Here is a 14,153-nt window from a genome sequence, read left to right as displayed (position 1 = left end):
TCTTGTCGGTTCTTATAAGTTCATAGGATGGGTAAACATAAACCGCGCTCCATCCGTATAGGCAGGATCTATCCAAATCTCGCCGCCCCACTTCTCAACGGTCAGCTTACAGATGGACAAGCCCAAGCCGGTTCCCTGCACATATTCGTTCAGCTTCTCGAAACGTTCGAACACCCGTTTCTGTTTGTCCAATGGAATGCCGCAACCAGTGTCAGTCACCGAGAATACTGCAACATTCCCCGCCGTATCCGGCTCCAGCTTCAAGGTTATCGTACCTTCTTTTGTAAACTTGTCCGCATTGGAAAGCAGATTTATCACAACCTGCTGTAAACGCTGCACATCCGTCCGCATCTCCACTACCTCACGTTCACACTCAAATAAGAATTGATTGGTCGACCTGCGTGCCTGGGCCACGGAAGCTACTACTTGCTGGCATATCTGCACTACATTGCAGCTCTCCAAAGAAAGGATGACGCGGTCGGCCTCCAAACGGGACACATCCAATATGTCATTAATCAACCGAAGCAGCAAATCAGAGTTGGTCCTAATAATCTCGAAATAGCCACGCTGTTCTTCTTCCGAGGCTCCTCCGGCAGACAGCACGTCCGAGAAGCCCACAATCGCATTCAATGGAGTACGGATTTCGTGGCTCATATTGGCAAGGAAAGCACTCTTCAGACGGCTGGATTCTTCGGCACGGTCCTTTGCTTCGCGCAAGGCACCCTCAGATACCTCCAGTTCATCCTTCAACTTCTTTGTATGATAATAAAAGTAAAGGGAAACGAACAAACCGCCCAACAGCACCAACAGAACAGCACCGACCGACCAGATATGATACTTGTACTGTTCGTAGAAAGAAGGGGTTACGTTCAGCATCTTTACCGGCTGCGGAAGGCCGGTGATATTCAGTTTCTTTTCCTTCACAAGTTTACCGTCCAGTATGGTCTCATTCGGAATGATTTCCATATGGGTCTCACTATCCTGCGAGGTGGTCAGCAGGCGGTAGGACTGTCTTGCCATCTCCTTGCCCAAAGCACGGTAGGCAGGAACGACACCTGCCACAGCCCAATATCCCAAGCCTACGGAACTGAGCGAGAAAGTGGGCAAAGTGGGAGCTGCTTCCATCATGGCGTAGGTTGCATTCCGCATGAAGTAACCATCGTTCATGTCCACACGCCATGTCCCCATCAATATAGCTGTATTTTCCGGTAACTCATGCAATCTGTCACAAATGGTATATATGGTATTGACGCGTCCGTCCAGCAAAATCAAGTTTAGTTCCGGAAACTTCTGCATCTCCTTCACTACATAGGCCTGCATGGCAACACCACCATAACTGTTGTCTGAGACAAAAGCGATATTCTTGGTGCCGGGATACATCTGCTTTATCATATTGATGTTGGCCTCCACATCATACTCATAAACGAAGCCGGTCTTGATAGGCGAACTGGGGAAATCCGTGAAGAAGTCGACGGATTCGGGCATCCAGGTCTTCAGGTCAACGGTATCACCCGGCAGCAATATGGCGTTCCGGCTGGACAGTGCACTCACTACCGGAGTATTGCCGCATATGGAGTCTTCCAGAGAAAGATAGGCAGCCCAGGCTTCCTGCCCTATAAGTACAATCAGCGCCGGACTTTTATCACCTTGATATTTAGCCAACAGCTCAGCCATTCTCCTCTCCCAAAGAGGGGATTCGGAAAAACTCTTGCAGTTCATGTTCTCCAATGCGATGGTGTTTGTCCCGCCCAGGCGTTGGAACTCCTCCATAAAGTCGGAGATGTTGCCGGAAGTACGGCCGGCATCCGGATTATAGGAACTGATAATCAGTACCGGATGCTCTCCCGTAATAGAAAAAGCGGGCAAAAGGCAACAGAAAAGCGCTACCATGCATGGTAATATTGTACGATATATGTGTTTCAATTGATTGATTCGTTTAATTGCTCCATAGCTTTGACAAATATAGATAAAAGTTGGAACCTAAAGAAAAAACAACAATTGTTTTTTTGTACTTTTGGCACCTATTATAAAATGAGATACAAAATGATACAAGATTTTCATCGAATGATATCTGCCGCTCTCGGCATATCAGAAAGACAAATAAGCCAGACCCTCGGCCTGCTGGAAGACGGAGCGACAATCCCTTTCATCAGCCGTTACCGCAAGGAAGCAACGGGAGGACTGGACGAAGTGCAGATTGAAGCTATCCAGACGCAATATGAGAAACTGAACGAAACCGCCAAACGTAAAGAAACCATCCTGAACACCATACAGGAACAAGGCAAACTGACCGCCGAACTTCAGAAACGCATCGAGGAGACTTGGGACAATACCCTACTGGAGGACATCTACCTCCCCTACAAGCCCAAACGAAAAACACGTGCCGAGGCAGCCCGTCAAAAAGGACTGGAACCCCTCGCCACCCTGCTGATGCTGCAACGTGAGCCCCATCCGGAGGAACGCGCTGCCGGTTATGTGAAAGGAGACGTGAAGAACGTGGAAGATGCACTGAAAGGTGCCCGTGACATCATAGCCGAGCATGTTAGCGAAGACGAACGTGCCCGAAACAGCGTGCGAAACGCATTTGCCCGCCAAGGCATACTGACCGCCAAAGTAGTGAAAGGCAAAGAAGAGGAAGCGACCAAATACCGTGACTACTTCGACTGCTCCGAATCGTTGAAGCGATGCAACTCCCACCGCCTGCTCGCCATCCGGCGTGCCGAAGCGGAAGGCCTGCTGAAAGTCAGCATCAGCCCGGACGATGAGGAGTGCGTGGAACGGCTGGAACGCCAATTCGTGCGGAGCAACAACCCCTGCGGACAGCAAGTGGCAGAAGCCGTGCAGGATTCCTACAAACGCCTATTGAAGCCATCCATAGAGACGGAATTTGCCACGCAAAGTAAGGAACGTGCTGATGAGGAAGCCATCAAGGTATTTGCCGAAAACCTCCGTCAGTTGTTGCTGGCTTCACCACTGGGGCAAAAGCGTGTGATGGGTATAGACCCCGGATTTCGTACGGGTTGTAAAGTTGTGTGCCTCGATGCACAAGGAAATCTGCTCCACAATGAGAACATCTACCCCCACCCTCCGGTCAGCAAGCAGAAAGAGGCATTTGCCAAGCTGCAAATGATGATAGAGTCTTATAAGATAGATGCCGTAGCCATAGGTAACGGAACTGCCAGCCGCGAGACGGAGGAGTTCTTGAAACATCAGCGCTTCAACCGCGACATACAGATATTCATCGTCAGCGAGCAGGGAGCTTCCATCTATTCGGCCTCTAAAATTGCACGGGACGAGTTTCCCGACTACGACGTCACCGTACGCGGTGCTGTGTCCATAGGCAGACGACTGATGGACCCGCTGGCAGAGTTGGTAAAGATTGACCCGAAATCTATTGGTGTGGGGCAATACCAGCATGATGTGGACCAAACCAAGCTGAAAAAATCACTGGACCAGACCGTAGAAAACTGTGTAAACTTGGTAGGTGTCAACCTGAACACCGCAAGCAGCCATCTACTGACCTACATCTCGGGATTGGGTCCGCAACTGGCACAGAACATTGTGAACTATCGCGCCGAAAACGGTGCCTTCACCTCGCGCAAGGAACTGATGAAAGTACCTCGTATGGGTGCCAAGGCGTTTGAGCAATGTGCCGGCTTCCTACGCATTCCGCAGGCAAAGAATCCGCTGGACAATACTGCCGTACACCCGGAAAGCTATTGTATCGTAGAACAAATGGCAAAGGACTTGGGTTGCAGCGTAGCCGAGCTGATAGCCAGCCGGGAGCTGCGTCTGAAGATTAATCCCGAACGCTACCTCTCCCCCACCGTGGGCATGCCGACACTGAAAGACATCCTGCAAGAGCTGGACAAGCCCGGACGTGACCCACGCGGACCGATAAAGATATTTGAATTTGACAAGAACGTGCGCACCATCAACGACCTGCGCGAAGGCATGGAATTGCCCGGCATCGTAGGAAACATCACCAACTTCGGCGCATTTGTCGATATAGGCATCAAGGAAAACGGACTGGTACACCTCTCCCAACTCGCCGACAGATTCATATCAGACCCTAATGAAGTAGTGTCCATTCATCAACATATACGCGTAAAGGTACTCAGCATAGATATGGACCGGAAACGCATACAGCTGACAATGAAAGGAGTGGAACAGAATTAGTGATTAGGGATTAATGATTAATGGTTAGTGGTTAATGGTTTCTGTATTAATCATTAATCCCTAATCACTAATCCCTTATAATAGTGTCTTAAGATAATTACTGTACCAAGCACTAAAAGTAGTGAACACAGAATAGAGCCTTCGAACCCGAAAGTTCCTCCATTTATCAGATTTTCTTCCGGAAAGTGAAGAATCAGCAGATTCTCATTGCTAAATTCATTTCCACTGACTTTATATCCCAAAACAGAACCTTGAATCCAGTTCCAGAACCAATGCAAGGCAATGGGGAAACAGAGGTTGCGCGTGTATATATAGGAAGCTCCCAAGAAACAACCCGCCAGCATGATATTCAAAAACGGGACGAAGGCAAAGCTGGGATTGAAAAGATGCATCAACGAAAATAACACCGCAGAGATAAGCAATGCCACAAACTTATTGACGCCTCCATCCAGCATACGCCCTAAAATGAAACCGCGTCCAATAACTTCTTCCGTAACTGCCACTAAAAAATAAAGCAAAAGACTCGACAACAACGAAATGGGAGAAAACAAGACCCCTGCCACTTCCACAGCCCCCAACAATAAAGACAAGCCAAAACCAACTACATACAAGAACACGACAAACAAAGCTCCGTTCAGCAGGCTTCTGCCCCATCCCTTCAAAGACAAGCCCAAGCTCGAAAAAGGAAGCTTCCTGAAGCCCAGCACCATACAAGCGGCAATAAGCCCACTGGCCAACATCAAGACTTCATTCAACATCATTAAATAGACGCTCATCCCACCAGCTTGTGTCTTCAACTCAGGGAAAGCAATCGCAAAAGGTATGGCAAACAAAAACAGAAAAATCATAAAAAGTACAGTAAACAGTACTATATCAACGAATGCCAGCCAAATACGTTTTGTTTTACTCATAGCAACACACTCTTCCTTCACCGTTTCTTCCGTCTCCATTTGTATCTCATTTTGATTAATATCCGACAAAAATAATAATAAAAAGAAAAAACTTCATGTATTCCTGCCGGTTTCTTCTTATATTTGAAAAATCAATCTGGAATCGACAAACATGAAACTAAGAAAAATACTTTTAGCCGTTGCCGGACTGGCGTTAATGCTGAATGCCTCGGCACAAAAATCCAAAAGATACTACGTGGCCAAACCTGGCACCCTGGTGGAACTGATGACAGAAGCGGAAGCCAATGAAATCACCCAACTGACCCTGCAGGGCAAGCTGAATGCCGTAGATTTCAGGCATCTACGGGATGAATTCAAAAACCTGCAACTGCTGGACATTTCCAATGCCTCCATCAGCATGTATGCAGGCAAGAACGGGACTTATCCAAACCGTTTTTATGTATATCCTGCCAATTGCATTCCGGCATATGCCTTCTGCAAGCAAATGGACAACAGTACATTTGTAGGTAAGGAGACGCTGACCAGGATTATCCTTTCCGACAAGACCAAGAACATCGAAGATGCTGCCTTTAAGGGATGCAAAAATCTCAAGATATGCCAGATACGGAAGAAAACGGCTCCCAATCTGTTGTCCGAAGCATTGGCCGATAGCGTTACAGCCATATTTGTTCCATTGGGATGCAGTGACTCCTACCGTACCAAAAAGAAATGGGAGACCTTTGCATTCATTGAAGGAGAACCACTGACAGTAAATGTGCAGATTGGTAAAATGGGCAGCCTTGCCAGCGAACTGTTAAGAGCCGGATTTCAGCCCAAAGACGTTAACTTTCTGACCGTTGAAGGAAAAATGGACGAAGCCGACTTCACATTGATACGCGACTATATGCCCAATCTGGTTTCCATCGACATGACCAACAGTAATGCCACTGCAATTCCCGACTATACTTTCACCCAAAAGAAGTATCTGCTGAACGTACGGCTCCCGCAAGAGCTTAGAAGCATCGGACAGCGTGCATTCAGTGGCTGCGGCCGTTTGTGCGGCACGCTGGTGCTTCCTGCCAGTGTAACCGCCATTGAGTACGGAGCATTTATGGGATGCGACAACCTGCGCTATGTGCTTGTCACGGGGAATAAGATTACCACGCTAGGCGACAACCTTTTCGGCGAAAGCCAAGGCAAAATTATATATAAGGAGAAACAATAACTCAGACTATTCCCCGCCTTAATAAGAACAAAGAGACTCTTTTAATAGCAAAAGAAGGTGTGTCAGAATGATAGCTAAAAATCATTCTAACACACCTTCTTCTTTTTTTCAATATCGCACAAGCCTTTATTAAACAAAAAAGATATGAAAGAAGAATCGTTCCATCATGAGGAAAAAATCGTTCCACCATGGTGGAACGATTTTTTCCTCATGATGGAACGATTTAAAATATGCTTATTTAGTCCTTAGCTTCCGTTATCACTTTGTTGCGTACATACGTGCACGCAACTCCTTAATGTGGTCTGAAGTGATGTATTCGTCATACTCCATCATCTTGTCGATAATACCGTTCGGAGTCAATTCGATGATACGGTTGGCAACCGTCTGAATGAACTCGTGGTCGTGGGATGAGAAAAGGATATTGCCTTTATAGGTCTTTAGATTATTGTTGAATGCCTGGATAGACTCCAAGTCGAGGTGATTGGTAGGTGTATTCAGAATCAAGCAATTGGCATTGCGCAGCTGCATACGTGCAATCATGCAACGCATCTTCTCACCTCCCGACAATACGCTTGCTTTCTTCAGCACCTCCTCGCCGGAGAACAGCATACGTCCCAGGAAGCTCTTCATATAGACTTCATTGCCTTCACCGAACTGGCTCAACCAGTCCACCAGATTCAGGTCTGTATTAAAGAATGCAGTATTGTCCAGCGGCAGGTAAGCGGTGGTGATAGTCACACCCCAGTTGAAAGTACCTGCATCCGGTTTCATATTCTCGTTGATAATCTCGAACAGGGCGGTCATGGCACGCGGGTCGTGCGAAAGGAATACAATCTTGTCTCCCTTCTCTACGTTGAAGTTGACGTCGCGGAACAGCACCGTACCATCTTCCAGCGTTTTCGTCAAACCGGAAACTTCCAGAATCTGATTACCCGGTTCGCGTTCGGGCGTAAAGATGATACCCGGATACTTACGTGATGACGGCTTGATTTCTTCCACATTCAGTTTCTCCAGCATCTTCTTGCGGCTGGTAGTCTGCTTGCTCTTTGCCACATTGGCACTGAATCGGCGGATAAACTCTTCCAGCTCTTTCTTCTTCTCCTCGGCCTTTGCCTTCTGGTTCTGCTGCTGACGGAGCGCCAGCTGGCTGGACTCGTACCAGAAGCTATAGTTACCGGCAAAGAGGTTAATCTTTCCGTAGTCGATGTCCACCGTATGCGTACAAACGGAGTCGAGGAAGTGACGGTCGTGGCTTACCACCAGCACCGTATGCTCAAAGTTGGAGAGGTACTCTTCCAGCCAAGTCACGGTCTCCATATCCAAGTCATTGGTAGGCTCGTCCAGCAGCAAGTTATCAGGATTTCCATAGAGAGCTTGCGCCAGCATGACACGCACCTTTTCCTTGTTGTTCAACTCACCCATCAACAGATAATGCTTGTCTTCCTTGATACCCAAGCCACTCAGCAAGGCGGCAGCATCGCTTTCGGCATTCCAGCCGTCCAGCTCGGCAAATTTCTCTTCCAATTCGGAAACCTTCAGTCCATCCTCGTCTGTGAAATCCTCTTTGGCATACAGCACTTCACGCTGCTTCATGATGTCCCACAACACCGTGTGTCCCATCATCACCGTGTCCATCACCGTAAAAGCATCCCACTTAAAGTGGTCCTGGCTCAAAACGGAAAGACGCTCTCCCGGAGCCAGCATGATGGAGCCCGTTGTAGGGTCCAGCTCCCCGGAAATCGTTTTCAGGAAAGTAGATTTTCCGGCACCGTTGGCACCGATGATACCATAACAGTTACCACTTGTAAACTTCAGGTTTACGTCATTGAACAACACTCTTTTACCAAACTGTACTGAGACATTAGAGACTGTAATCATCTTTATATTTACGATTTATTTATTTACAATTTACTATTTAATACCTATTAGTCTGCGAATTGCGAGTGCAAAGATAGTTATTTTTCCATGAATAGACACAGAGAAGCGCTGTCAATCTGACATAAAAGTATTACCTTTGCAGCGTTTTCGGCAAAAACATCTATTTTGGCAAAGTTTTTGCTGGGGCACTGGTATCGTATTAACTTAAACCCTTAACAGCAATGAAAGCAAAATCATTTTACAAGAATAATAAGCATAACAATATGAATCCGAAAGAAAAAGAAAACAACCAGGAAGAGGAGCTGAAAACTCAAGCTACTCCCAACGAATGTGACGAAGAAACTGTCGGACAAGAAACTTCACAAGAAAACGAAGCTCCCCTGACGGAAGAAGAAAAGCTCGCCCAGGAACTGGAAAAGGCCAATGAACAGATTGAAGAGCAGAAGGACAAATACCTGCGCTTATCTGCCGAGTTTGACAATTACCGCAAACGCACCATGAAGGAGAAGGCAGAACTTATCCTGAACGGTGGTGAAAAGAGTATCAGCAGTATTCTCCCCATCGTGGATGACTTTGAACGCGCCCTCAAAAACATGGAGACAGCTACCGACGTAACCGCCGTAAAAGAAGGAGTTGAACTGATCTACAACAAGTTCATGTCTGTATTGGGACAAAACGGCGTTAAGGTGATAGAGACAAAGGAACAACCGCTCGATACAGACTATCACGAAGCCATCGCCGTGATTCCGGCACCCAATGAAGCACTGAAAGGCAAAATTCTGGACTGCGTACAAACCGGTTACATCCTAAACGACAAAGTGATCCGTCATGCCAAAGTGGTAGTCGGAGAATAACATAAAACTGTATGGAAAAAAGAGATTACTACGAAGTATTGGAAGTCGAAAAGACAGCAACGGTAGAAGAAATAAAGAAAGCCTATCGCAAGAAAGCCATCCAATATCATCCGGACAAGAATCCGGGCGACAAAACAGCCGAAGAGAAATTCAAGGAAGCGGCAGAGGCATACGACGTACTAAGCAATCCGGACAAGCGTGCCCGCTACGATCAGTTCGGTCATGCCGGACTGGGTGGTGCCGCCGGTAATGGCGGTCCGTTCGGCGGCTTCAGTGGAGGCATGTCCATGGACGACATCTTCTCCATGTTCGGTGACATCTTTGGCGGACACAGTGGAGGAGGTTTTGGCGGTTTTGGAGGTTTCGGCGGAGGTGGCGGCACACAGCAACGCCGTTACCGTGGTTCGGACTTGCGCGTCAAGGTGAAACTGAACCTCAAGGAAATCTCTACCGGTGTGGAAAAGAAATTCAAGCTGAAGAAATACGTGCCTTGTACCCACTGTCATGGTACGGGAGCTGAAGGCGACGGCGGCACCGAAACCTGCCCGACTTGTAACGGCAGCGGCACGGTAATCCGTAACCAGCAAACCATACTCGGCACCATGCAAACAAGAACCACTTGTCCGACTTGTGGCGGTGAAGGCAAAATCATCAAAAACAAGTGTAAGGAATGTGCCGGTGAAGGTATTGTATACGGTGAAGAAGTAGTAACCGTAAAAATCCCGAAAGGTGTCGCAGAAGGTATGCAACTCTCTATGGGGGGAAAAGGAAATGCAGGCAAGCACAACGGTGTGCCGGGTGACCTGCTGATTCTTGTAGAGGAAGAGCAAGACCCGAACCTGATACGCGACGAAAATGACTTGATTTACAACCTGCTCCTCAGCTTCCCGACAGCAGCCTTGGGTGGTGCGGTAGAAATTCCCACGATTGATGGAAAGGTGAAAGTAAAAATTGACTCAGGTACACAACCGGGAAAAGTACTCCGCCTACGCGGCAAAGGTTTACCCAGCGTGAACGGGTACGGCACGGGAGATTTGCTGGTAAATGTCAGCGTATATGTACCCGAAACGCTGAGCAAGGATGAGAAGAAAGCATTGGAGGAAATGGAAGAATCTGATAACTTCAAGCCAAACACTTCGATTAAGGAGAAAATATTCAAGAAGTTCAAGAGCCTGTTCGACTGATAAAAAAATAGAGATAATAAAGAAGGCCTCCCAATATGCACTAAAATATCGGGAGGCTTTCCTATTATCTGATTACTGGATTAACAAATAATTCATCCATATACACCGGCGTATCTGCCTCAAAAGCAACTTTGAGATAGCGGGTATTGACATCTATACCTTCAAACAAGACTCCGTCAATCCAGGCATCATGCTTGGCATTCTGGAAGGAAGGAGTGTCTTTAATAGATAATAAACGATACGAGTCTCCATCTAGTGAAGCATATAAATAGACTTTCGAGGGCAGTCTAATACCTCCCGGCCTATAATTTAACATACGCAGTAAAACGTCATGGAGCTCCATTTCCTTTTGCAAATCAACCTGCAGCTCATGATATCCCTTATTAAAGATTATCCAACAAATGTCTCCGGTGTTTTCCTCAGCAATCAAGCCATCCAATAATGCCGATGGAGTCTTTTCGTCCCTTATCATCTCAGGTGTCGCACCATTAGCCAATTTATCAAGGAAAGAAGCTTCAAGCAATTTCCAATATCTCGTACCCCGCTTCCAATCCATATAGTTCTGAAAAGCACAATTGGACCAAATAGGTTGTCCTAACTGAAAAGATGACATCGGATTCTCAATGATGCCACAAAACATGAAAGAAACAATATTCTCCACTCCCGCTGCCGATGCTGCTGCTTGCTGAGAAAGTAAGCGTGAATAGGCAGCCGGAATCAAAGCGGAAGTACGGTCGTTAAGTCTATTTTCCCATGTGAATGTTTCACAATTTGCCCATAAAGCTATATCCAACCGATCATGAATAGTACGCAGTTTCTTCCAGTTTTCCTTTAAACGGACCAGAGGAAAATCCTCTCGTACACATCCAATCTCATCCTGGTATGCTATGATATCAACTTTCAACTTGGCTAACTGCTTCTCGTATTCCGAGCTATCAAGGTCAGAGTTCACAATACCATAAGGGGATATTAAAATTTTCTTATCCGGTGTCAATGCACGCGCCTGCTTGGTCAGAGCATTGACGGCAAGCACCGCATGCTCCGGAAATATCGGGCACAGACAATCCTCAACCGGCAAATACCATCCATAAAGCGCCTCATGCGTTCCATATATCGACGCCAATTCTTTCATCATGTCCAACTGTCTCTGCTTTACCACCGGGTCACGCAAATTGTCATCCTGATCTTTAGCCCATCCGGTACTCATAAAAACTTTCATCCCTAATCGGGCTGCCGCATCCATAATGGCATCCACCGGACTTTTCCTATTTGCAGGATATACCCACGGCATCAGTTTGGAAGGATAATATGCCTTTCCTTCATTGGCTACTGCCATAAAAACCAAGTATTCCATCCCCATATCTGATAACTCTCGTATCTTTTGTTCCCACAAATCCGGATCTGTATTGTCAAAATACCGAGGATTGGTATACTTATTACGTACATCCTGATATGCCAGATTTATCCATGTACCGGTGATTGGCTTTACCGACACATCCTTGCAATGGCCTGCTCCTGAGTACAACAAAAAGAGCAGTAGAACTATAGAACCGCTAAAATTTTTCATCTCATGCATATAAATATTTCTAATCAATTTGAATCTCATCCATAAACAAATAAGGCATTTTACCTTCACCTACATGCCCCTTGGGCAAAGCCATACTCCCCTTGACTACCAGCTTTACATAACGTGCATTTACAGGTGCAAATGTGACGTCATATTTTTCGATGCACCTTTTCTTCACATCCGCTTCTGCCGGAAATGCCTCATCTGCCACATTCACAAACTGCTCATTGTCATCCGAAATAAAGACTTGTAATCCAACGGGGCCCATAATCCATGCATCCATATAGGTCATGGCATTTATACTTAACCGACTAATTTCAGTCTGCTGCTTCAAGTCAATAAGTACAGTCACATCTTCTCCTAAAAAGCCTAACCAGGCACCGGTAGAGAAATTATCATTCCCCGCCATTCCGTCCACCAATGTGGCAGCTCCTCCGAAAGTGTAATCGGGAGCCGGCTGCACCTGCGTCAATGTAACAGGAAGCAATGTGGCTTTATTAAAGGAAATAGTCTTCCTTATGCAGCTGTTTTTACTATCCGAACGGATAACTGTAGCACGAAAATCAGCAGAAGAGTCAATCGAGACGGGAACAGTATACCTTCTTGAAGTTTTTGATGGTTCTTTTCCATCCAATGTATAGTAAATAGGAGCATTGTCTATAGTGCTTAAAGTGACTGTCATGGCCTTTTTTTCAATATCCGGTGTGAAATCAGCCTTGATGTCATAAAGATGTTTGGCATAATTCCACCCGTTTCTTTGATACAAAGCCAGCAAATTTACAATCCGTTTTGTAAAATCACCATAGTCTTTCTTCTCTGGTTTTGTCCACTGAACTTCTGCCAATGCTGCCATACGGGGCAGCACCATATATTCCGCATGTGCGGCAGATGAAATGTATTCCGTCCAAAGGTTGGCTTGTACGCCGAGTATATGTTCAGCCTGCTCTGCCGTGAGCGCCTCCGTCGGTTCAAGACTATATACTTTTTCAACCGTCAGGCAACCACCGATAGACAACGGTTCGTTTTCGGTATCACCGGTCTGATAGAAGTCAAAATAGCAATGTGTATTGGGAGCCATGACTACGTTATGCCCCATTTTAGCTGCCTTAATTCCTCCGGCAGAGCCCCGCCAAGACATAACCGTGGCATTAGGAGCCACATCACCCTCCAAAATCTCATCCCAACCGATAATCTGCTTTCCACGGGCATTCAAGAATTTTTCAATGCGCTGCATGCAGTAACTCTGCAGACGGTCCTCTGCACTATGCTTTTCATCAGCTTTCAGTCCTTCGGCAATGATACGCCTCTGACATTTAGGACATTCTTTCCAACGTATACGAGGAGCCTCGTCTCCACCAATGTGAATGTATTTGGAAGGGAATATTTCTATTAATTCGGTCATCACATCTTCCAGAAACTGCATGGTTTTCTCATTTCCTATGCAAAGTACATCCTCAAAAACACCCCAATCAGGACATACTTCATAAGGGCCTCCCGTACACCCCAACTCGGGATAAGCCGCCAAAGCCGCCAACATGTGTCCGGGTAAATCTACCTCAGGAATGATATTTATATAGCGTTCTTCAGCATACCGGACCACTTCTTTTATTTGTTCCTGTGTATAGTAGCCACCATAACTCGTATTATCGTATTCACCACTTCCCAGATAACCGATTACAGTACGGTTGCGGACAGACCCTACTTCCACAAGTTTCGGATATTTCTTAATCTCAATACGCCATCCCTGATCATCGGTCAGATGCCAATGAAAAGTATTCATATTGTGCAATGCCAATAAATCTATATACTTTTTGACAAACTCCACAGTGAAGAAATGGCGCGCCACATCAAGATGCATACCACGATACACAAAACGAGGTTCGTCTTTCACGATACCGGTAGGCATCAGAGCCATCTTTTCACCGATTCCTATAGGAATGGATTTCCTCAAAGTCTGAATACCATAAAACACACCTTTTTCAGTCTGCCCCTCTATCAGAATACCTTTTGACGAAACAGAGAGTTGATAGCCTTCCTTATTACTTATCTGCGGGGTCAATGCCAATACAATAGCATTTTCCACTTTCTCACCTCCAGCCATTGCTTTTACCGGCAGTACGAAGCCAACAGACTGCCCGATATATTCGGACAAGAATTCCGCATTACGTCTTAGCTGCGGATTACTTTCCGGATAGACCACAACCACCTTATCGTCCAGCCGGAAGGGATTGTCCTGACTCAACTTAATCTCTTGCGGCAGAGGGACCACCGAATAGGATGCCGTCCCTTCACCATGAACATATACTGCAAATTCACATGCAGCAAACAATATCAGTAATCTCTTTATAAACATAAGCTGTATCAAAATAAATTATT

9 protein-coding genes are annotated in these 14,153 nt (G+C 46.3%); 4 read left to right on the top strand and 5 right to left on the bottom strand.

Translation table 11 applies throughout. The features are described from left to right. Positions 1-12: 12 nt before the first annotated feature. Positions 13-1,890 (bottom strand): ATP-binding protein, encoded by a 1,878-nt coding sequence (locus ACESTD_RS14005; RefSeq protein WP_373158946.1) that lies wholly within the window; start codon positions 1,888-1,890, stop codon positions 13-15. A 153-nt stretch (positions 1,891-2,043) separates the two neighbouring features. Between ACESTD_RS14005 and ACESTD_RS14000 the strand changes: the two genes are divergently transcribed. Continuing rightward, a complete protein-coding gene (locus ACESTD_RS14000; protein WP_373158945.1) occupies positions 2,044-4,179 on the top strand; it encodes a Tex family protein in 2,136 nt (711 codons plus the stop codon). A gap of 53 nt (positions 4,180-4,232) precedes the next feature. Here the strand turns inward: ACESTD_RS14000 and ACESTD_RS13995 are convergent, their stop codons facing one another. After that, positions 4,233-5,129, bottom strand: a complete 897-nt coding sequence (locus ACESTD_RS13995) for a CPBP family intramembrane glutamic endopeptidase (protein WP_117887806.1) — start codon at positions 5,127-5,129, stop codon at positions 4,233-4,235. A 112-nt stretch (positions 5,130-5,241) separates the two neighbouring features. On the opposite strand from ACESTD_RS13995, the gene ACESTD_RS13990 reads away from it, so the two are divergent. Beyond that, entirely contained in the window at positions 5,242-6,294 is a 1,053-nt protein-coding gene (locus ACESTD_RS13990) for a leucine-rich repeat domain-containing protein (RefSeq protein ID WP_373158944.1), read from the top strand. A 258-nt stretch (positions 6,295-6,552) separates the two neighbouring features. Here ACESTD_RS13990 and ACESTD_RS13985 read toward each other — a convergent pair whose 3' ends face one another. Continuing rightward, positions 6,553-8,172, bottom strand: coding sequence for an ABC-F family ATP-binding cassette domain-containing protein (locus ACESTD_RS13985; RefSeq protein WP_373158943.1), 1,620 nt, complete (start codon positions 8,170-8,172; stop codon positions 6,553-6,555). 221 nt (positions 8,173-8,393) lie between these two features. On the opposite strand from ACESTD_RS13985, the gene ACESTD_RS13980 reads away from it, so the two are divergent. Both ACESTD_RS13980 and dnaJ read left to right on the top strand, forming a co-directional pair. Continuing rightward, on the top strand, positions 8,394-9,026 hold the full coding sequence (locus ACESTD_RS13980; protein ID WP_178436947.1) for a nucleotide exchange factor GrpE: 633 nt from the start codon (positions 8,394-8,396) through the stop codon (positions 9,024-9,026). Between the two features lie 11 nt (positions 9,027-9,037). Next, positions 9,038-10,210: a molecular chaperone DnaJ gene (dnaJ, locus tag ACESTD_RS13975; protein ID WP_195288960.1), complete on the top strand. Its 1,173-nt coding sequence runs from the start codon at positions 9,038-9,040 to the stop codon at positions 10,208-10,210. A gap of 64 nt (positions 10,211-10,274) precedes the next feature. Here dnaJ and ACESTD_RS13970 read toward each other — a convergent pair whose 3' ends face one another. Both ACESTD_RS13970 and ACESTD_RS13965 read right to left on the bottom strand, forming a co-directional pair. Beyond that, positions 10,275-11,786 carry a DUF4434 domain-containing protein gene (locus ACESTD_RS13970; RefSeq protein ID WP_329779307.1) on the bottom strand — a complete coding sequence of 504 codons (1,512 nt, stop codon included), beginning with the start codon at positions 11,784-11,786 and terminating at the stop codon, positions 10,275-10,277. Positions 11,787-11,796: 10 nt separating this feature from the next. After that, a complete protein-coding gene (locus ACESTD_RS13965; RefSeq protein ID WP_195288959.1) occupies positions 11,797-14,130 on the bottom strand; it encodes a glycoside hydrolase family 20 protein in 2,334 nt (777 codons plus the stop codon). Positions 14,131-14,153: the final 23 nt, after the last annotated feature.

Source organism: Bacteroides sp. AR20 (genome assembly GCF_964250605.1).
GTDB lineage: Bacteria > Bacteroidota > Bacteroidia > Bacteroidales > Bacteroidaceae > Bacteroides > Bacteroides uniformis.
The sequence above is the reverse complement of the archived record's forward strand: the minus strand, read 5'-3'. Positions and strand labels throughout refer to the sequence as shown.